Here is a 19,311-nt window from a genome sequence, read left to right on the forward strand (position 1 = left end):
GCCATGCTGATTACGTTCGCCTCCTTGCGCGGAAGCCCCGGAACGTCAGCCGCGACGTTGGCGTTGACGTGGACCTGGCCGCGGCACGCGATCGCCGCGGAATGTGATCCGTCCGGCAGCCAGGCTCTGGCGGTGTTCGATCCCGGTGGCTCGCTCGGTCACCGAGGAGTGTTCGAGGCGATGCTCTCCGCACGGACGATGCCGTTACCGCAAGCGCTGTGGCAGCAGGTGATCACTCTGCCCGACGGCACCGGCCGCCATTTCCTCCTGCCTGGGTCACAGACGCCCCGGGCGTCGGAGAGCCTGCAGTGGCAACGGCTGGCGGGTGTCTTCCGAAGCTGGGGCTCGCTCGACGTGTTGGCTGACTGCGGTCGGCTCCGTGCCCGCGGGACGCCGCATGCCGTCCTGGGAAACGCGGACCTGACCGTCCTCGTCGTCCGCAACGACCGGCATTCGCTTCGATCGCTGTCTTCCGCAGCGGATGTGGTCCGCGAAGAGATCCGCTTGCTCGGCTCTGCGGACGACGGGCTGGTGGTCATGGTCGTCTCAACGACTTCCTCTGGCACGCAACGCTTTCCGGTCAAAGAGATCGAGAGGCAGTTCGCGAAGCTCGGTCTGCCGGTCGTCGGCGAACTGCCGTGGGATCCGCAGGCAGCCACGCAGCTCACGGACACGTTCAATCCGGGCAAGCGCTTCGAGGGTTCGGCCCTGCTCGATCGCGCGCGGCAGCTCGGGCTCGAGATCGGTAAACGAGCGTTCGCCCGGTCGCGAAGGCTCCGGGGACCTGAGCTCACCGAGCACCACCCTGCCAGGAGCGTGAGGCCGCGGCGCCAGCTCGTGAGGCGACAGCAACTGCCACCGATCCCGCGGCCAGTGGCGCCTTCCGGGGAGAGGGATCGTCATGGTGATTAAGGAGCGGCACCTTTCGGACGCGGACTTCGAGGGGGCGGACGAACTCGTCGACCGTGTCCAGCAAACGCTTGCGCAGCGGGTTGAAGAAGAGATGGCGCCTCATCGTGAGGGGCCGCGATCCGAGGGCTTCGAGCGCGCGTTGGCGGGAAAGCTGATCGACGAGGTTCTCTCCACCGCGATCAAGGAGTGGGCGGGCCGAGGAAAGCCGTTCCTGGACCCTGGCAAGGAGTGGTTCGTCAAGCAGGCCGTGATGGCCGAGATGTTCGGGCTGGGCCGGCTGGAGCCGTTGCTCGCGGACGATGGCGTCGAGAACATCGACATCATCGGCAACGACCCCGTCTGGCTGTCCTATTCGGACGGCACGGTGATGCGTGCCCCTCGGATCGCACCGTCCGACGAAGCGCTGTTGCGCTGGCTGCAGCGTCTCGCCGCCCGCCACGGCCGGACCGAGCGCTCCATCAACAGCACGTCACCGCTGCTGAACATGGAACTTCCCGGTGGAGAGCGCCTCGCCGCGGCGATCGAAGTCACCGATCGCCCGCACGTCTCCATTCGACGGCACCGGCTGTCCAAGACCGGCCTGGCAGACCTCCGCAAGCGGGGGATGATCTCGACGGCCCAGCTTGCTCTGCTGCGCGCGGCGGTGCGCGCGGAGAAGAACATCGTTGTTTGCGGAAGGCAGAGGGCCGGGAAGACGACGCTCTTGCGGGCACTCTGCTGGGAGATCCCTCCAGACGAACGGTTCGCGACTCTGGAAACCGAGTTCGAGCTCGGCCTGCACCGGCATCGAGACCGGTTTCCCGCGGTTGTCGCCTTCGAGGAGCGTGTCGGCAATTCGGAGGGGACAGGTGGCAGCGTCGCCGATCTCTCACACCTGGTGTGGCAATCGCTTCGCATGCACACCACCCGCACGATCGTCGGCGAGGTCCGCGGCCCGGAGATCATCCCCATGCTCGACGCGCTTTCGACAGGCGGCTCGGGCTCGCTCTCCACGCTGCACGCCCGAAACGCGGGAGATGCCATCAACCGGATGGCACGCCTGTGCCTCGAGGGGAACTCGGCGTGGACCCCGGAGCTGGCCCACGAAACCGTGGCGCACGCCATCGACCTGATCGTGCACATCGACCTCGTCGCCGACGGAAGCGGCCTTGATCGCTATATCGCGGAGATCGCCTCGGTGGAGACTGGTGAGTACGGGCGGCCCGCGCGAACTTACCTTTTCCAGCGGGCCACGGAACCTGCGGGATTTGCAGGCCGCCGTTCCGTGCCGACCGGGAATCTCCCGACCGACATCGAGGACTACGAGCGTGCCGGATTCGACCGGAACTGGCTGACCTGCGGGAGCGATGGGGACTGGGTGTTCCTTCCCCAGCCATCGAGAGCAGGTGTTCGCGATGCCTGAACTCGTCCTTGTCTTGCTCTGCGTCGGTCTCGTCGCAGGCTTGGCCCTCGTCGTCGGCGGGGTGTACGGCGTCGACCAGCGGCAAAGGGTTGCTTTCCGGTCGAAAACGCGTCGGCGGGGGCATGTCTCCGGCGTGCACTGGCGTGGGCCGCTCGCCTTTTCCGTGGGCGCGTTCATCTGGCTAGTCTCCGGCTGGCCGATCGCGGGCGTGGCCGCCACAGTCGTCATCAGTTTCCTCCCGTGGCTCTTTTCGGCGGGAACGATCGCCAAGCAGCGCATCGAGCGACTGGAAGGCCTTGAAACCTGGCTGCGGCGTCTCGGTGACGTCGTCGCCGCGGGAAGCACGGGGCTCGTCGGTGCCATTCAAAACTCCACCCGCGACACACCTTCGGTCCTCGCCCGCGAGCTGACGACGTTGGCTCACCGCCTGCGGACTTGGGACGTGCAGGACGCTCTGCTCAAGTTCGCCGATGACATCGACGACCAGATCGGGGACGCGGCCGTGGCCGGCCTATGCGTCGCTTACCGCCAAGGCTCGGGGGTCGCGGGGCTGCTGCGCGCTCTTGCACACCAGGTCGCCGATGACATCGTCGCGCGCCGGACCGCGGAATCCGAACGAGCCCGACGACGGTCCACCGCGCGGTTGCTGCTCGGCATCTGGGCCGCGATGTTCCTGGGCGTCGCCCTCTTCGGCAGTTCGATGTACACGTCGGCTTACGCCACCCCGGTGGGGCAGGCTGTCCTGGCCGTGCTCCTCGGTTCTGTCGGTGCGTCCGCTGTATGGCTACGCCGCTTGGGTCTCGAGCCGCCTGCTTCACGATTTCTCTCCACGCAGGATCGGCGGCGGTCATGAACACGCTGAGCCTTCTCGTCTTGCTGGCGCTGGGAACTGCGAGCGGTTCGACACTGGTCGCCGCGGCCTGCGTTCCGGGGCGCCTCCGGCTCAGCGACGTCCTGAACGAGCGTCCGGTCATCACGGACACCTCGTCCGCCAACCCGGCTTTGCGAGCGGTTCTCCACTTCGTCGACCGGTGCGGAGCGAGGACACCGACCAACGATCTTGCTCTCGCCGCCCAGACGCGTGAGTCCTTCGTGCTGAAGCGCTTTGTCTTTGCGTCCGCTGGTGCTATGGCGGTTCCGTTGGTGAGCGTGGTGTTCGTCGTCCTCGGCGCCGGGCCGCCGGTCTTTCTGACCGCGGCTATGTCGTTGAGCGCTGTGGTTTTCGGCTGGGCGCTTCCCCGGCTCCTGCTGCATGCCAAGGCGCAAAAGGCGCGAGCTGCGTTCCGAGGTGCTCTCGTCGCGTACGCGCACCTTGTCGCTCTCGGGAGGCTCGGCGACCGCGGCCCTGTCGAGGCGATGCGCTACCCAGCCTCTCTGGGCGAAGGCTGGTCGTTTCAGCGGATCCGGATGGCGATGAACGAGGCGTCCCTGCGTGGCCGGATGCCGTGGGAAGGCCTCGAACGCCTGGCCGACGAGTTGGGCGTCCGGGAGCTCAGGGATCTCGGCCACATCATCACCAGCGCCGGTGAGGACGGGGCGAGCATCGCGGACACCCTGCGCTCGAAGGCGGCATCGATCGCCCAGCAAAGCCTCGCCGACCAGAAGACCGGTTCATCGATTCGCTCCGACCGGATGGACATGCCGATCGCCGTGATGGGCCTGGCCTTCGTCGCCTTTCTCGCGTTCCCCGGCATCTACACGATGCTCGGCACCTGAAACAGAGGAGAGATCCATGGTCAAGACAGTGGTCGCCCGTCTTCAGCTCGCCGTCCTCACGGTCGGCGGTGTGCTCCGTGAACGCGGAGCACAGTTCGTGCACGAGGGCGAACGCGGAGACGAGAACATCACCAAAGCCTTCTACGCCGTGCTCGGACTCGTGCTCGCCACGGCGATCGCCGGTGCGGTCACAGCATTCGTGGACGGCAAGCTTCCACTGATCGGCGGGCAATGAACCTCCGACGCCGTGTTACAGAGGTAAGCGGCGATCGTGGCGACGAGAACGTGTCGGCGGTTCTCGGTCTTGGAGCGCTGCTCCTGGTCACCTGGGTCGTCTTGCAGCTCGTCGTGCTCTTCTTGGGCCGTAATGTGGCTTTGGAGGCAGCGCGGGACGGCGTCAACGTCGCGCGTCTGCCGCCGGTCGACGTCGCGGCCGCCGAGCAGCGCGCACAGGATTACGTCGGCCGTGTGACTGGCAGTTGGCTGTCCAATGTGAATGCCGAAGCCTCGATCGATGGACGGAACGTCACGGTCGTCGTCACAGCCGATGCCGCTTCACTCTTGCCGTTCGCTCGATTCTCGGTGAGCCAGCGTGCTTCTGCGCCAATCGAACAGTTGGCGCCGTGAAGCGCGCGTTTCGCGGAGACAGCGGCGATGTGAACGTCGAAGTTGCCATCGGCGTATCGGCGTTGATCATCCTCTTCGGACTCGCGCTGATCGGGATGCGGGTCATTACTGCGGAATCCGCGGTCGACGAGGCAGCCCGCTCTGCCGCGCGATCAGCTTCCATAGCCCGTGACGGGGAGGCCGCGGCGGCGGCAGCCGAGACTCGCGCGCAAGCCGTCATCGCCCAGCAGGGCTTGAACTGCGACAACCTCCACATCGCTGTCGACGCTCGAGACTTCGCGAAGCCGCTGGGCGAGACCGGCTACGTGATCGCCACCGTGACCTGCGAGGTCACATTCCGCGACCTCATGATCCCGGGCTCGAGACTCGCTGTTTCCGAGTTCCGGTCACCGATCGATCGCTACGGAGCCCGCCGATGAACTGCCGGAGACTTCTGCGCGGGGAAGGCGGATCCGTCTCCGTGTGGCTGGTGGGGGTGAGCATCGCCGTGATCATCGCGATCGGATGGGCGGTCGACGGCAGCCGCAAAGCCCAAGCGCATTCGGATGCGACAGCGATCGCCGAAGAGGCTGCGCGGGCCGCCGGGCAGGCACTCCGCGTGCAGGCTCTCGCCACAGGCGAACCCGCTGACGTCGACCCGCAGCAAGCCATCGTCCAGGCCGAGAGCTACATCGCGGCAGCGGGTACCACCGGAACCGTTGCCGTGCAAGGAAATCGGATCATCGTCGATACCGTCGTCATCAGGACCACGATCTTCCTCGGCATCGTGGGGATCTCGGAGTTCTCTGTGCGCGGCCATGGCACCGCCGATCTGCTTTCCGACGGATAGGAGCGCCGTGATGAGAAGGCGGGTGCGAATCCTCCTCGGCATCCTTGGCCTGGCGTTGATACTTGTCGGGCCGCCGCTTCTCCTGTGGACGTTCAGGACGGTATTCCTGCCCGACCACGTTTCAGCTCTCCAAGAAGTCGTCGGCTGGTTCACCGAGCGGGACACCGGCGGTGTGTTCCTTCTCGTGATGACGGTTGCAGGGGTAGTCGCGTGGTTTCAACTCGTTGTCGCCGTCGTGCTCGAATGCATCGCCTTCGTGCGTGGCGTGGCCGCGCCGCGGCTGCCTGGATTCCGCTGGGCTCAACGACTCGTGGCTGGGATTCTCTTCGGATTGGTGGTCGGCACGACTGCTGCGGAAGCGTTGCAGCCTGTGGTCGTAGGCTCGGCTTCCATCGCTGCTCCGCAGGTCTCTGATCAGCGAGTTCACCGGCCCGCTTCCAGCGGCGAGAGCGGCGAGACTCCGGCCGCAGGCGGATACACGGTCGTTCCCGGCGACTCGCTGATGAGCATCGCTGCCGGGCAGCTCGGCGACGAGAACCGCTACCAGGAGATCTTCGACCTGAACCACGGTCGGCGCCAGGCTGACGGGGAGGCTCTCCGGAGCGTGGATTTGATCAAGCCGGGCTGGCATCTCGTGTTGCCACCGGGACCGCAGTGTGTCGAAGTCGTCATTGGCGAAGGCGACACGCTCACAAAGATCGCTCAGAAGTACCTCAACTCAGCAGCTCGGTACATCGACATCTATCACCTCAACCAGGGGCGGCAACAACCTGGAGGACGGACCTTGGAGGATCCGAATCTCATCCATCCTGGAGATGTCCTCCAACTGCCGAGGCCGGGCAAGCCTGCCAACGGTGGGGGAGCCGCGCCTGCAGGCGCGGTCTCCGCTCGGGTTTCCACACAGGACTGCAGGCCCGGAACAGGTCCTGCCACGGCGCCCCCTGTCTCCCGGACACCGGAGCCGAACTCGTCCCCGCCCCAGCGAGTTCCGGCCCCAGCTCCAGCGCCCGTCGAGGTTGCTCTCGATAGCGAAGACAGCATCGTGCCCCTTGTCGCTGCCGGGCTTGGCGGGCTTCTCGCCGCTGGCATCCTCACTACACTCGCCCGGCGCAGAATGATCGCTCAACGACGTCGGCGACCAGGACACCGAATCCGGCGACCAGCCACTTCCAGCGATCTGGAAACCTCACTTCGGAAAGTCGAAGAACCGGCAACTGCCGAGATGCTCGATAGCTCCTTACGCGCTCTGGCACAACATGCCAGCCAGGTCGGGCGAGGCCAGCCAGCGATCCGTTCCGCAATCGTCGGCTCGCGGGGAGTTGTACTGCATCCACAGCAGCCGGGAGAAGCGCTTAAACCTTTCGCGACGGTGTCTGAGAACGTCTGGCAGTTGGATACCTCGACCGAACTGGTGAACAACGATGGGCTCGCGCCCTATCCAGCTCTGGTTTCACTGGGCCACGATCTTCGTCGGGACCTGGTGCTGGTGAACCTCCTGGAGATCCGCGCCCTGGCGCTCACGGGTCCGGTCGACGAGGTCGAAGCGGTTCTCCTGGCGATGGCCTGGGAGTTGTCAGCGTCGACCTGGGCAGAGGGCCTCACCGTCATGCTTGTCGGCTTCGGCGAATCCACCGCTGCATACAACTCAGGCCGTCTGCAGTTCGTCGAAACCCTTGACGAAGCAATTGACGGCCTTGAGCACCGCACCAGCTCGGCGTCCGAGATCGTCTTGTCAGCTGCTTCATTAAACACCGAGCAGCAAGAACGGCTTGCAAAGCTGGAGCTTATCGGCGGACGAGGGACCGGCCGGACCGCCGTCGTCTCGTCGGCCCCGCTTCCTGGCGCCTGGCAACTCGACGTCTCCAGGCGCCCGACACCTGTCGACGTGTTGGACCTCGATGTCGACCTCCAGCGCCTCACCTCCGAACAGGCTGAAGAACTCGTCGCCGCGCTCACGGCCGCAGACACCTTCGAGCAGGCACCCGCTGATGACTATCGAAACGTTCCACCCGAATCTGACGAGCTACCGGAACCTGTTGAGCTTGTCGTAGGTGCCTGGGAGGCCTCTGAACACGAGCAGTTCGCTGGCCCCGAACTCCGACTCCTCGGCCCCGTCTGCCTACACGGAGTGGACCTTACGAAGGTCGAAGGCAAGAAAGTCAACCGGTTGACCGAACTCGCAGCCTTCCTCTTGCTTCACCCCGGAGCTACAGCGGACGAGATCTCCCGTCAACTAGGGACAGACACTCAGCCTTGGTCCGCCTCGACTCGGCAGGGCTATATCTCGCGCCTGCGAACTTGGCTCGGCCGCGATCACGACGGCGACCTCTACCTACCGAACGTCGAGGCCAACGGTGGCGGATATCGGCTCTCGGACACGATGGCCAACGACTGGCGAAGTTTCCGGCAGCTCGTTCACTTGGGCTTCGATCAGGATCCTGCAAACCGTCGACGTCATTTACAAGTTGCCCTGGACCTGGTCACAGGTATGCCCTTCGGCAACGTCGCTCAGGGCCGGTATGCCTGGAGTTCATGGTTTCAGCGCGAGATGATCGACACCATCGTCGACGTCGCCCACACGCTGTTCGTTGTCTACCAGGAAGACGGCAACCTGACCGCGTGTCGCCGTGCGATCCTGCGAGGCCTTGCTGTCGAACCGGTCAGCGAACTCCTTTATCGGGATCTCTTGCGTGTGGAGTATCGGGCAGGAAACCTCGCTGCGGTGAAGGATGCTGCGGACAAGCTGAACGGTCTCGCTGCTGCGCTCGACGTCGAGCTAGACGACGAAACCGCCGCACTCCTGGAAAGAGTACTCGTCCCAGTGGACCGTCCCTCTGACTGAGTCCCCGGTCCGGCAGGCTGATTTTCGCGAAACGTGATGCATCTGGGCTGCTATTCGTGCGCCCGGCTGGAGTGGTTAGTGCTTCCTCGAACCGAGCCTGGCGCGACCGGCCTGCGGAAGTGGGTTCGAACTCTCCGACTCTCGTGAATGATCCCCTGCGAAGTGCAGGAACTGAGCCTGGTGAGGAGAGACTCACCGAAGATTTACCTTGTCCTCACTGGGATACGTCGCGCTAGACATGGTTCGTCTTCATTTGGAGGCAGTGGAACGTGAAGGAGAACGACATGTCATTTTCGATAAACGCCAAGGTTGTTGGGATCGTGTGCGGCATCACCGTTGCCCTATGCCTCAGTGGAATTGAAGCATCGGCGGTCGAAATTGTGGATACGCCAGTCATCATCAATGGTGCCGATCTCAAGGACTCCAGCGAGTCAACTCTGCGGGGGCCGGCTTCGATTGCGACACGAGAGGTTGCTGCGAAACAAGAGATCTATCAGTGCATCACGCAGGACAACACGCCATTGTGGTACAACGGCGTGGCTCTCAGGCTGTCGAATAAGGGGCAGGGGTTGTATGACGTGATGGACTTCGGTGGTCAGCGTGTCCATGCAAGGCTTTGGGGAGGCGGTAGCATTTCGTGGCAGATCGATCGATGGAACGTTGGCTGGTGTGGTTGACGATCGGAGATGCGGAGGGGGTGGCCTGCAAGGCTGTGATCGCCGCCGATGACCCGCCGGATCGGCGCCGACGATCACGAGGTCCCACTCGTTCTGCGGCGCGCATCAGTGCGCGAGGTGGTCGTGGCACTCTGCAGGGCGCCGTCGAGTCCAGAGTGGACACTCGCGACGTTGCCGAAAGCGTGGTGCTCCGCAGAGGCCCGCTCGTGCTCGGGCGCTTCTACGAGTGGATAGCCGAGACTCCCGGCTTCACACCACGTGCCGGCGTCTGGGTCATCGCGCTACCTGTTCTTCCGGGGACGTCGCAGACGTGTACCCGGCTTCTTGGTTCTCACACGTTCCGCGGTGAGGTGTGAAGCAGGGAGAAACGGGAACCCATCGGCCACCGAACACCGCACACCGGAGAAGAGGCAAAAACCATGGCCTACAACGAAAACGAAGATGTGATCGCGCTGCTTCACCGCCAGCACGACGAAATCCGGACCTTGTTCGCTGAACTGGAGACCGCCGAGGGGGGCCGGCGCCGGGATCTGTTCCAAGACCTGGTCCGGCTGCTCGCGGTGCACGAGACCGCCGAAGAGGAAGTGGTCCACCCCGAGGTGCGTGATCTCCAAGGTGGGGAGCACGTCGTGGAAGCCCGTATCGGCGAGGAACACCGTGCCAAGCGGTTGCTGGTCACCCTGACCGAGATGGGTCCGGAAGCTGAGGGCTTCGACACCCTGCTGGTCCAACTGCGGGAGGACGTTCTCGCTCACGCCGAACACGAAGAGAAGGAAGAGTTCCCGCTACTGCGGGCGGCGCACGGGTCGGATCGTCTGCGTGCCATGGCCGCGACCGTCCGAGTGGCAGAGGCGATCGCGCCGACCCGCCCCCATCCCGGGGTGGAGAGCGCGACGGCGAACCTCCTGCTCGGCCCGCCTATCGCGATCATGGATCGGGCCCGCGACGCCATTCGTGACGCCCTCGGCCGATGATCCGCGCACCAAGAAAGGTGAACCATGTCCGAGCATGACCAGGCCTACGCCGCCCCTCAGGACACGGGCGCTCCCGATCAGGTCGAGACCGATCCAGCGGCCTTGAGCAGTGCCGAGGATCTCGACGAAGACCGCCTGCACGTCGACCCGCTCGAAGAGGGAATGGATCCGCCGGAGCACTGGAACGGTGTGACGAAACATGGCATGACCCCGTGGGAACAAGCGCACCCCGCTCCACTCGGCGAGCGGCTGGCCGAGGAACGCCCGGACGTCGACGAGGTGGCTGAGGCCACGGACCGTGACCGGGAGGAGAGTGCGGACGAGACACGCCCGGACAGCCTCGACTACGCGGAAGACCTGGGCATCGCGGCCGATTTCCCCGGCGGTTCCATGCCCGACGAGATCCGTACCCCACCACCGCCCGGCTGATCGAGGCCCTCGAGTGAACCCGAGTAAAGACAGAGGAATGACGACAACACGAACAGCCGCCACGGCCGCGATCGGAGGTGCCGGAGTGGTGGCGTTCACTGCGTATTGCGCCCGTGGCGGGACAAGGGCGCCGAGAACGACGTGTCGCGGGGGGATCTGCGTTCCGTCCTCCGCAAGTCGAAGTCACACCTCGGAACGAGATCGTGCTCGAGGCGACGAACGTCTGACAATCGGCTGGGATCGGTTTCTCGCCCGTCCGGCGGCCGCATCTGGTCGACAGCCTGACTACCGCGATGGATGATCGCGATTATCGGAAATCTCGCTCTGGCCGCTGCATGGTCAGAGGTTTCGGGCGGCGGAGGTGGTCCAGCGCCAGGCGTTGCGCAGTGCGGTGATCAGTGCCTCGTCGTCAGAGAAGGTGGGCTCGTCGTCACCGACCGGCAGCCAGGTCTTGTGGACGAGGTACTCGCGATGGAGGCGGGTGAACGTAATGCCGGGGTAGGCCATCGTCCCCAGAGGGGCGCCGCGGCTGTCGTCGATCGCCACCGTCCGGGGCTCCCAGCTCAGCTGAACATCCCGATCAACACTCATCCGGCTCCGCCCCCTTTTCTGTTCTGCCTCGCTATGTCGTTCCAGCGGCCGTTTCTGTAACAGGACGTGTTCGGTGAGTGACATGCTCCCGGGAGATCGCCGACCGGTGTGATCAGGTATCACCGCGCAGCCATAGTTCCTGATGGTGTTCGACGAGCCAGGCGGCGACCTGGTGGAGTTTCATGTTGCTGGCCTGGGAGGTCTCGACGAGCATCTGGAAGGCCCGTAGCGAGTCGATGCCGTGACATTGCATCAGGATTCCTTTGGCCATGCCGATGGTGTCGCGGTGCTCGAGTGCGATGTGCAGTCCGGCTTCGGTCTGGGCGCCGGTCAGGGCGATCGCGGCGTGGGAGGCGAACACGCTGCCGTCGCGTTCGGTTTGGTCGCTGAAGGCGTGGACGGTGCGGGAGTAGAGGTTGAGTGAGCCGAGGGTGGTGTCGCTGACGAACAGCCGGTAGGCCAACATCGACCGCATCCCGGTGTCGGCAGCCGCGGGCGTGAACTTCGGCCAGCGGGTTTCGGCGGTGAGGTCGCCGGTGCGGAAGATCTCGTGCTCGGCGATCGCGTTCACGCACGGGCCCTGGCCGGTCCGGTATTGCATCTCGTCGATGCGGGTGACCACCGCGTCGGTGGGGGCGACGGTCCGGATCTTACCGTGTTCGATCAGGGAAATTCCGGCGTAGTCTGCGCCGGTCACCTGCTTCAAGGCGGCGGCGACAATCGCGGTCAGGGTTGTGGCGACGTCGGGTTCGGCCTGCAGCGTCCGCGCGATCGCGCCCAGCACGGCGCCGAGACCGTCACCGGCAAGTTTGCCGGGACTGGACATCACCACCACCTCCTTACCTCCTCCATGAGGAGGTCCAGACGTCTCACCAGGACATCGAGTCGATACGGGTCGTTGCAGCACTCCATCTGAATACCTCACGGCATGTCACCCTTAAACTCGCCCACCTGGCCCCGCCACGTCGGCCGGTGGACGGCACAAACAGGTGACATCGGTGTATTTGCGGTAACGACGGCCAGCAGGGAAACGACGTAAACAGGCAGATGAGTACCGACTCGGATCTGCGGAACATCCCCACCGCGTCACCGGCGCCCTTGATCGTCTCAGCCGCCGGTGACCTCATCAATGGCCCGGCGGCGCGAGACCTGCTCGCCCCGGTCCTGCGTGCGCCCGGCGGTGTGACGGTGGATCTGTCGAAAGTGACGTACCTGTCGATGGAGGCCGTGGTGCCGCTCCTGGCGCTGGCCGGCCGTTGCGCGGCTGAACACCGGCCCCTGCGAGTCCTAGGCTCCGATCCGGTTCGGCGCAAGCTCACCCTGCTCGGCCTGGCCGCCGTCGTCCCTCTCGACCCGGCCACCGTGCCCTGAGCGGCTGTCGGCTCCTCAGAAGAGCAGGTGGGTGCAGCCCACTTCGCGGTCTCCGAGGTGAACACAGGCCAGCGAGATTCGGCGGTAACCGTCGCCAGTGCGGAAGATCTCGTGTTCGGAGATCGCGTCCATGCACGGGCCCTGCCCGGTGCGGTACCGCACCTCATCGATTCTGCTCTCTACCTCCCCGCTTGGGTGACGATCCGGGCCCGTGCTCGTCGAGCAATGAGATCCCGGCGTGCTCGGCGCCTGCTACCCGCCTCAGGGCGGCGGTGACGATGTAGATCAACCGTTCCATTTGCTCGGCCGTCGATTGCAGTGATCGAAGTGCTCTGCACCGTTACCTCGAGTACCTGTCCATGGCTGGTTCGGGCGGTGACAGGTGGCGTAGACGGCGGCGGTTCGTTAGCACGCGGAGTGTGTGGGACCGGGAGTTGCTGGTTGGTAGCGTGGGGCGTGAGCCATTCCCGGGGTCTGTAGCCGCCCATCGTCCTTGAGGGCACCCGGTTGCGGGTGCTCGAAGAAGCTCTGATGTTGTTCGAGCAGCGCGGTTATCACGCAGACTCTCAACGAAGTCGCCTGGGAACTCGCGGTCGAGCCAGACCTGCAGCGCACTGTCGAGTTCATCGTCACCGTGGCCGCTGCCTCGGTGCCGGGAGTCGAGCAAGCGGGGGTGTCGTTGATCGAGGATGGCCGATTGCGAACGGTTGCCCAGACCGGCCCGGCGGTGACCCGGCTCGACGAGCTGCAGAAGGAGTCCGGTGAGGGACCGTGTCTTGATGCGATTCTCGACGGCCACACCTACCGCACGAACGACTTGGGCGATGATCGCCGCTGGCCGGTCTTCGGCGCGGCGGCCAGCGACCTGGGCGTGCGTTCAGTTCTCGGGTACAGGCTGTTTACCAGCGGCCGTACGGCGGGCGCGTTGAACCGTTACCACGCTGAGAAGGACGCGTTCGACGCGGCCGCCGTGGAGATCGGCGAACTGTTCGCCGCGCACACCGCGATCGCGCTGATTGCCTCCCAGGAACAAGCCCAGCTGCGGACTGCTCTGGGGTCTCGCGACGTGATCGGTACCGCCAAGGGCCTTGTCATGCAGCGTCACCGCTGCACCGATGAGGTTGCGTTCGCGCTGCTGGTCGAGACCTCCCAGCACCAACATGAAACTGCATGACGTGGCCGGCTGGGTCGTCAGCAACGCCAACAAGACCGCGACCTCGGAACAGGGCCTGCGGCCCGCGGGGGTAGGACAGCGCCTCTTCGAATCGGAAGGGTTTGACCCGCACTCGCCTCAGGACGGACGCGAATCTGCTGATCCGGTCAGAAGGGCATGGGGGTCGAGGATGTTCTTGGCCACGTCGCCGGCGACGTCGGAGAGGCGCCGATGGTGGGCATGGGCATAGCCCCGTAGTGCCAGGAAGGCTTGGTGCATGTCCACACCTCCGGATTGTGCAAGGACACCTTTGGCCTGCTCTACGACGGTGCGATGGTGCAGAGCGGCTTGGAGTTGCTCGAAGACGACTTCGTCGTGGCGGATAGCGCGTTGTTGCAGGATCCCGATGGTCGCCACGTCGGCCAATGCCCGGCCCAGGACGATGCTGGCGTCATCGATAGCCACCGGGTTGATGCTCAGTAGTGTCAGAGCTCCGATGACATCGTCGCGCAGCCGCATCGGGACCGCGCACGCCGCGCGGAAACCGGCACTCAACGCCACCGGGGCGAATCGCGCCCACCGGCCGGATTCGGCCGCCAGGTTCGCGCTGGCCACCGGCATACCGGTCCGGACGCAGTCCAGACAAGGTCCTTCCAGGGTCTGCGCAGCGAACACTTCGACCAGCTCGGCGCGTTCGGAGGACCCCGCTGTCGGCCGCCAGCCTCCGCGCTGATCCGACAGGATCACCCCCGCGGCGTCGACATCAAGCAATTCGACGGCCCGTTCGGTGAGCATGATGAGGAAGTCAAGCACGTCGAAGTCGGCGACCAGCGTGTCGGCCAGCGATACGAACGTGCTCGCGAGCCGCTCGTCTCGTCTCGTGCTCATCACGTCGCCCTTTCGTTACTCGTGTCATTGCCGTCGTCGGTCTCGGTGAAGAGCAGCGAACGCTTCACGACCTGCAGCGCGACCTCTGCCAGGGGGACATCGTGGGCGAACGCGTAACTTCGCAGCCGCATAAGCGCTACCTCAGTGGTCGACCCCAGCTGCACCTGAACCATGCCCGCCGCCTGATACACCTCTGTATACGGGTCCGCAAGCCAGCTCACGTCCTCGGCGCTGTGACCCGCCAGGTCGGCGATCACCCCTTGAGTCGCCAGGTCGCTCAAGATCAGTGCATCGGTCAGCTCTTCCTTGCTGAGCGGACCGACCGTGTCGCGATAGAGATCCAGCGAACCCAGCCGGGCCGCTCCGACCTGCAGCGGGAAGGAGAACACAGCCGCTGCGCCCAGTTCGCATGCCGCGGGGGTGAACGCCGGCCATCGGGCGATCGCGGTCGCCAAATTGGGAACCAGCACTGGCCCCCCGGACGCGAAAGCGTCCAGGCAAGGGCCTTCCCCGACGGTGAGTTGCAGGTCTTCCAGGCCGGCGCTCACGCGATTCGTCGCGTGCACTAGTCCACGACTCGGCGCGCCGTCCCCGTTTCCGTTGGCCTCGCGCCCGGACAGAACGCTCAGCACGGTGGCACCTGCCCCGGACACCGACAACTCCAGCACGCAGCGGCCACAGACCAGGCTGACCACCGAACCCGAACGGGCGGTGCGGTCGTCGGCAAGCAAGGCGTTCATCCGCTGACGTCGACTCTCCACCATCCAACCTCCCCGCACCCGTCCTCCGTGACTATCCCTCAGCATAAAAGGCTGGCACCGAACAGCGCCCCACAGTCACCCCGGTGCGACTTGTTCCTGGTGATGAGCGCGACGTGTCATCCATCGACACCGGCGGTAGCCGCAGTGGCGTAGTCCGCTGCCACGGCCGAACTGTGACGTCGTTCAAGAGTGGAGTACATGGTGGACTGCAGCGCGGTGACTTTCGCGGTGTTGTTGCCGCTGGCTCCCGCCCCTACTTGTTCGGCTTCGATGACGACCACGTCCACACCTCGGCGCGCGAGCAGTAAAGCGGTGGTCAGCCTGGCGATACCGGCCTCGATCACGGCCACGTCAGCTTGAAGCCTGTTAGCGAGCACCGGGTGTTCGGGTGCGGTGGGAACGGTGTGCAGCCAGAGCGACTGCTGAGCAGTGGTCGTGGTCATCGGTGACCGCGCAATGCCCATGCGCACGCGGACGGAGCGACCGTTAGTTTTGTGCAACGCTGGTCGATTTCCCAGGTTTTCACCATCTCCACGCCTCCTCGAAACACCAATGGTTCGCACTGTCTCCCAGGTTCCCGCTACTGGCTTGTGCAACCGTGGAGCGACAGCTCATCGCTGACTCTTCAGGTCTTGAACAGCCGAGCGCGTCAGCCACCGCCGGACGACCTGATGCCGCGACGTCGCCGTGATCTGCAGGTCCGATGGGCTGTCGGCTTTAGCTATTCACACTTCTTTTGATAGCCCGGTGTAAGCGGTCGAAGTGGGGGTACTCGACGTCACGTGCGCCCGGTTCCAGGCTGGAGAACACCGTCCCGGAACCTCTGACGGGTGCGCATTCCGTCCGTTTCCACGAATACCGGAGGAAACACCATGACAGCGACACCGACTGCGGTCCGGCGGAGTCCTCGTCAGCTCTTTGCGTTGACCGTAGGTGCGGTCTTCCTGCTTGTCGGCGTACTCGGCTTCATTCCTGGAATCACCTCGAACTACGACCAGATCATGGGTGCCGGGCACGAGTCCGGCGCTTTGCTTCTCGGCGTCTTCCAGGTGTCGATCCTGCACAACATCGTCCACCTGGCGTTCGGCGTGGCCGGCCTGCTCATGGCGCGCAAGCCGGGTGGAGCGAAGACGTTCCTCGTCGCCGGGGGAGTGATCTATCTCGTGCTGTGGGTGTACGGCCTGCTCATCGACCATGGGTCAACGGCGAATTTCGTCCCGGTCAACAGTGCCGACAACTGGCTGCACCTCGGCCTCGGTCTCGGGATGATCGCCTTGGGTCTCATACCGGTGTCCGGCGGCAAGGCTCCCATCGCGGATTCCCGCTGACTATCCCTTTTGGAGGATGCACGTGTTTCGCCATAACAAATTACTTCAGTTCGAAGCCAAACCCGAGAAACCGGACGCGGTGTACGCCCGGAAGCTGCAGGAACTCATCGGTGGCGCCTACGGTGAGATGACCGTGACCATGCAGTATCTGTTCCAGGGCTGGAACTGCCGGATCGAGGGTAAGTACAAGGACCTGATCATGGACACCGCGACCGAGGAGATCGGGCACGTCGAAATGCTCGCCACCATGGTCGCCCGACTGCTGGAAGGCGCCCCCGCCACCGCGACCGCCGAAGCGGCCAAGGACCCGGTGACGGCGGCGATCCTCGGCGGAATGGACCCGCAACAGGCGATCGTCGCCGGTGGCGGCGCGATGCTGGGCAACAGCCAGGGTGTGCCGTGGAACGGTGCTTACATCGTGGCGAGCGGGAACCTGCTCGCCGACTTCCGGGCGAACGCCGCGGCCGAGGCGCAGGGCAGGTTGCAGACGGCGCGGTTGTACAACATGACCGACGATCCCGGTGTGAAGGCGATGCTGCAGTTCAACCTCGCCCGCGACACCGTCCACCAGAAGCAATGGCTCGCCGCCATCGAAGAACTCGAAGCCGACGGCCTCGAGGGTGCGATCGTCCCGGACGCGTTGTTCGACGAAGAGAACCAAGAGCACAACAACACCGTCTGGCGTCTTTCTGACGGTATGGACGGTGCCAACGGTGATTGGAGCTTCCGCGGCGAGGAGATCGAGTACTTGACCGACCCCGCGCCGCTCGGTGGCCCGGGCACCGCTCCCAAGCCCGATCCCGCGCTGTACGGGACGTACTCGCCTGTCCAGGACGCTGTCGGGACGGTCAAGGGCAAGGCCAAATCGGTCAAGAACAAAGCCGCGGCGAAGACGAAAAGTCCCAAGAGCTAGAAACCGGAACGAAGGGCTCTTTCTCGCGGAAACGCGGGGAGGAGCCCTTCGAGAGGTATTGGGGCCGGATACTCGGCGCCCGGGCAGGCGTAGTAAGTGTCGGGCCGCTGCATCAGCTTCGCGTCGTTCGACGACGCCTGATCGGGTCTCGCAAGGTGACTCTGGAGGGCCCTGCCAGCACGCTGCTTGAACCGGCAGGGTCCGGAAGCACAATCAGCTTAATCGTGTTCCGGACAAGAGTGTACCTCGGCAAGTGCACAAACCCCGTCGGCGCATCGAGCAGCGGCACTCACAAAACCCTGTCACGGCCTCTTGCGACGAAGCGGTTTCCCGGTGATCGGCTTGGACGAAGTTGAGACCGGGAAATTCGCAGGAGCCGGCAGTGCGCCGCTGGTGTCGACGACGTGGCGGGCGACTTCGCTGATGCGGCGGCGGTGGCGCCGGGCGTGACCGCGCATCGTCTCGAAAGCCTGGTCCACACTCGTGTCGCTTCGGGCGGCGAGGATCCCCTTTGCCTGTTCGATCAGGATCCGGCTTTGCAGGGCGGTGTGCAGTTGAGTGACGAGATCGACTTGCTGCCGCATGACTCGTTCGTGCAGGATCCCGATCGTCGCGGCGTCGGCGAGCGCCTGCGCCAGCCGGACGTCGCTCGCCGACACCGTCCCGGACTCGACGTTCAGCAGGAGCAGTGCACCCAGGACCTCGTCACGCAGACGCAGCGGGACGGCGCACATCTCCCGGTAGCCTGCCCGCTCGGCGGCCTCGGCGAAATCGGACCACCGCGAGCGCGCCCTGTCCAGGTCGATCGGGCCGACGCTGATCACGTCGCGATGGCTTTGCCAGGCCGGGCCGTCGTGCTGGGCTACGGCCAGCAGATCGGACAGCGGGTGGCCCGAATCCGACGAGGCTATCGGACGGAGCTCGGTCCCGGGGGGCGCGAGCAGTAACGCCGCGGCCGAAACACTCAGCAGTTCCGTGCACCGGATCGCGAGAAGGTCGAGCAGTTCGACGAGATCGAAGTCGCTCACCAGGGTGTCGGCGAGTTCGACGAACGTGGCGGCCAAACGTTCTTCCCGGTTCACCATCTCAAGATCCTCGCTCGGCCCGTGGCCGTTTCTTTGTCCTGGCTTCGTGCCGGTCAAGAATGGTGGAGGTCCCGTGGCAGCTTGAGGCGCCTGGCGACAACGTCTCGTGCCACTTCGACGATCGGTCGTTCCTGACTGAGCGCGTGGGCCCGCAGCCTGGACAGTGCCTCGACCAGCGAAACGTCCAAGTACACGCTGATGAACCCGGCGGCCTGGTGGATCTCGGCACGATGGAGCTGCTGCGACCACACTTCCGCCTCCGAGTCGTCCGGATTGGTCAACAACGCCGGAGTGAGGGAATCGGCCAGCGCCAGTGCCGTGGTCACCGCGGCTTTGTCCATCGACCCGGCCGCACGCCGATGACACATCAGTGCGCCGATGCTGATCGCGCCGAGCATCACCGGGAACGCGAAGACAGCGTGCACGTCCCTTTTCAGGGCGGCGGCGGTGAAACCGGGCCAGCGCCCGGTCACGTCCAAGGAAGAGCACAGTACCGGTGCGCCGGTGTCGATGGCGTCGATCACGGGGCCTTCGCCGAAGGTGAACTGCTCGTCGTCGAGCCGGGCACTGGCCTCGTCGGACGACCATGCCAGCTCCGCTGTCCTGTTCGCCGTCGCCGATACCGTCATCCCGTCCACGCCCAGCAGCGCGATGTGATCATCGGTCAGCCTCATCCCAGCCTCCATGTTCAGGGTGAGACACAGCCAGTCCCTTCCGTCGGCAACGGCAATCCGTTCAGCCTCACACAGAATAGGCACAGAAGGATGGGCGTGAAATAGTCGACAGAGACGGTATTTTCAACCTTGTCACCCC

24 protein-coding genes are annotated in these 19,311 nt (G+C 64.9%); 16 read left to right on the forward strand and 8 right to left on the reverse strand.

Going from position 1 to position 19,311, the window contains the following annotated elements; translation table 11 throughout:
• Positions 1-3: 3 nt before the first annotated feature.
• The 12 genes from ACLJRM_RS33215 to ACLJRM_RS33270 all read left to right on the forward strand — a co-directional run bounded on the left by ACLJRM_RS33215 (position 4) and on the right by ACLJRM_RS33270 (position 10,408).
• Entirely contained in the window at positions 4-912 is a 909-nt protein-coding gene (locus ACLJRM_RS33215; RefSeq protein ID WP_410665304.1) for a hypothetical protein, read from the forward strand.
• Complete coding sequence (locus tag ACLJRM_RS33220) at positions 902-2,314, forward strand: CpaF family protein (RefSeq protein WP_410665305.1); 1,413 nt, start codon at positions 902-904, stop codon at positions 2,312-2,314. Before ACLJRM_RS33215 ends, ACLJRM_RS33220 begins: the two co-directional genes overlap by 11 nt.
• Entirely contained in the window at positions 2,307-3,167 is an 861-nt protein-coding gene (locus tag ACLJRM_RS33225) for a type II secretion system F family protein (protein ID WP_410665306.1), read from the forward strand. The genes ACLJRM_RS33220 and ACLJRM_RS33225 overlap by 8 nt, the downstream gene beginning before the upstream one ends.
• Positions 3,164-4,030, forward strand: a complete 867-nt coding sequence (locus tag ACLJRM_RS33230; protein ID WP_410665307.1) for a type II secretion system protein — start codon at positions 3,164-3,166, stop codon at positions 4,028-4,030. Before ACLJRM_RS33225 ends, ACLJRM_RS33230 begins: the two co-directional genes overlap by 4 nt.
• Positions 4,031-4,046: 16 nt before the next feature.
• Positions 4,047-4,265 carry a hypothetical protein gene (locus ACLJRM_RS33235; RefSeq protein ID WP_410665308.1) on the forward strand — a complete coding sequence of 73 codons (219 nt, stop codon included), beginning with the start codon at positions 4,047-4,049 and terminating at the stop codon, positions 4,263-4,265.
• On the forward strand, positions 4,262-4,657 hold the full coding sequence (locus tag ACLJRM_RS33240) for a hypothetical protein (protein ID WP_410665309.1): 396 nt from the start codon (positions 4,262-4,264) through the stop codon (positions 4,655-4,657). Before ACLJRM_RS33235 ends, ACLJRM_RS33240 begins: the two co-directional genes overlap by 4 nt.
• The gene (locus ACLJRM_RS33245) at positions 4,654-5,076 is read left to right on the forward strand and encodes a hypothetical protein (protein ID WP_410665310.1); all 423 of its coding nucleotides are present in this window, start codon (positions 4,654-4,656) and stop codon (positions 5,074-5,076) included. The genes ACLJRM_RS33240 and ACLJRM_RS33245 overlap by 4 nt, the downstream gene beginning before the upstream one ends.
• Positions 5,073-5,486, forward strand: coding sequence for a pilus assembly protein TadG-related protein (locus ACLJRM_RS33250; protein ID WP_410665311.1), 414 nt, complete (start codon positions 5,073-5,075; stop codon positions 5,484-5,486). Before ACLJRM_RS33245 ends, ACLJRM_RS33250 begins: the two co-directional genes overlap by 4 nt.
• A gap of 22 nt (positions 5,487-5,508) precedes the next feature.
• Positions 5,509-8,328, forward strand: coding sequence for a LysM peptidoglycan-binding domain-containing protein (locus ACLJRM_RS33255; protein WP_410665312.1), 2,820 nt, complete (start codon positions 5,509-5,511; stop codon positions 8,326-8,328).
• A 269-nt stretch (positions 8,329-8,597) separates the two neighbouring features.
• Positions 8,598-9,005 (forward strand): hypothetical protein, encoded by a 408-nt coding sequence (locus ACLJRM_RS33260; RefSeq protein ID WP_410665313.1) that lies wholly within the window; start codon positions 8,598-8,600, stop codon positions 9,003-9,005.
• 419 nt (positions 9,006-9,424) lie between these two features.
• Positions 9,425-9,979, forward strand: a complete 555-nt coding sequence (locus ACLJRM_RS33265) for a hemerythrin domain-containing protein (protein WP_410665314.1) — start codon at positions 9,425-9,427, stop codon at positions 9,977-9,979.
• A gap of 24 nt (positions 9,980-10,003) precedes the next feature.
• A complete protein-coding gene (locus ACLJRM_RS33270; RefSeq protein ID WP_410665315.1) occupies positions 10,004-10,408 on the forward strand; it encodes a hypothetical protein in 405 nt (134 codons plus the stop codon).
• A 339-nt stretch (positions 10,409-10,747) separates the two neighbouring features.
• On the opposite strand, the gene ACLJRM_RS33275 is transcribed toward ACLJRM_RS33270, so the two are convergent.
• Both ACLJRM_RS33275 and ACLJRM_RS33280 read right to left on the reverse strand, forming a co-directional pair.
• Positions 10,748-10,999 (reverse strand): hypothetical protein, encoded by a 252-nt coding sequence (locus ACLJRM_RS33275; RefSeq protein WP_410665316.1) that lies wholly within the window; start codon positions 10,997-10,999, stop codon positions 10,748-10,750.
• Between the two features lie 112 nt (positions 11,000-11,111).
• Positions 11,112-11,825, reverse strand: a complete 714-nt coding sequence (locus ACLJRM_RS33280) for a GAF and ANTAR domain-containing protein (RefSeq protein WP_410665317.1) — start codon at positions 11,823-11,825, stop codon at positions 11,112-11,114.
• A 221-nt stretch (positions 11,826-12,046) separates the two neighbouring features.
• Here ACLJRM_RS33280 and ACLJRM_RS33285 point away from each other — a divergent pair, with 221 nt between their 5' ends.
• Positions 12,047-12,370: an STAS domain-containing protein gene (locus tag ACLJRM_RS33285; RefSeq protein WP_410665318.1), complete on the forward strand. Its 324-nt coding sequence runs from the start codon at positions 12,047-12,049 to the stop codon at positions 12,368-12,370.
• A gap of 15 nt (positions 12,371-12,385) precedes the next feature.
• Here the strand turns inward: ACLJRM_RS33285 and ACLJRM_RS33290 are convergent, their stop codons facing one another.
• Positions 12,386-12,532, reverse strand: coding sequence for a hypothetical protein (locus ACLJRM_RS33290; RefSeq protein WP_410665319.1), 147 nt, complete (start codon positions 12,530-12,532; stop codon positions 12,386-12,388).
• A gap of 487 nt (positions 12,533-13,019) precedes the next feature.
• Between ACLJRM_RS33290 and ACLJRM_RS33295 the strand changes: the two genes are divergently transcribed.
• A complete protein-coding gene (locus ACLJRM_RS33295) occupies positions 13,020-13,544 on the forward strand; it encodes a GAF and ANTAR domain-containing protein (protein WP_410665402.1) in 525 nt (174 codons plus the stop codon).
• 117 nt (positions 13,545-13,661) lie between these two features.
• Here the strand turns inward: ACLJRM_RS33295 and ACLJRM_RS33300 are convergent, their stop codons facing one another.
• From ACLJRM_RS33300 to ACLJRM_RS33310, 3 genes are all read right to left on the reverse strand, one after another.
• Positions 13,662-14,411, reverse strand: a complete 750-nt coding sequence (locus ACLJRM_RS33300; protein ID WP_410665320.1) for a GAF and ANTAR domain-containing protein — start codon at positions 14,409-14,411, stop codon at positions 13,662-13,664.
• Positions 14,411-15,175, reverse strand: coding sequence for a GAF and ANTAR domain-containing protein (locus ACLJRM_RS33305; RefSeq protein ID WP_410665321.1), 765 nt, complete (start codon positions 15,173-15,175; stop codon positions 14,411-14,413). The genes ACLJRM_RS33300 and ACLJRM_RS33305 overlap by 1 nt, the downstream gene beginning before the upstream one ends.
• A gap of 113 nt (positions 15,176-15,288) precedes the next feature.
• Positions 15,289-15,615, reverse strand: coding sequence for an FAD-dependent oxidoreductase (locus ACLJRM_RS33310; RefSeq protein ID WP_410665322.1), 327 nt, complete (start codon positions 15,613-15,615; stop codon positions 15,289-15,291).
• Positions 15,616-16,044: 429 nt separating this feature from the next.
• Here ACLJRM_RS33310 and ACLJRM_RS33315 point away from each other — a divergent pair, with 429 nt between their 5' ends.
• Together ACLJRM_RS33315 and ACLJRM_RS33320 are read left to right on the forward strand one after the other, a co-directional pair.
• On the forward strand, positions 16,045-16,500 hold the full coding sequence (locus ACLJRM_RS33315; protein ID WP_410665403.1) for a DUF4383 domain-containing protein: 456 nt from the start codon (positions 16,045-16,047) through the stop codon (positions 16,498-16,500).
• A 22-nt stretch (positions 16,501-16,522) separates the two neighbouring features.
• Entirely contained in the window at positions 16,523-17,413 is an 891-nt protein-coding gene (locus ACLJRM_RS33320; protein ID WP_410665323.1) for a manganese catalase family protein, read from the forward strand.
• Between the two features lie 302 nt (positions 17,414-17,715).
• Here ACLJRM_RS33320 and ACLJRM_RS33325 read toward each other — a convergent pair whose 3' ends face one another.
• Positions 17,716-18,498, reverse strand: a complete 783-nt coding sequence (locus tag ACLJRM_RS33325; RefSeq protein ID WP_410665324.1) for a GAF and ANTAR domain-containing protein — start codon at positions 18,496-18,498, stop codon at positions 17,716-17,718.
• Between the two features lie 53 nt (positions 18,499-18,551).
• The gene (locus ACLJRM_RS33330; RefSeq protein ID WP_410665325.1) at positions 18,552-19,172 is read right to left on the reverse strand and encodes an ANTAR domain-containing protein; all 621 of its coding nucleotides are present in this window, start codon (positions 19,170-19,172) and stop codon (positions 18,552-18,554) included.
• Positions 19,173-19,311: the final 139 nt, after the last annotated feature.

It is taken from the genome of Amycolatopsis sp. lyj-84 (genome assembly GCF_046549075.1).
Lineage (GTDB): Bacteria > Actinomycetota > Actinomycetes > Mycobacteriales > Pseudonocardiaceae > Amycolatopsis.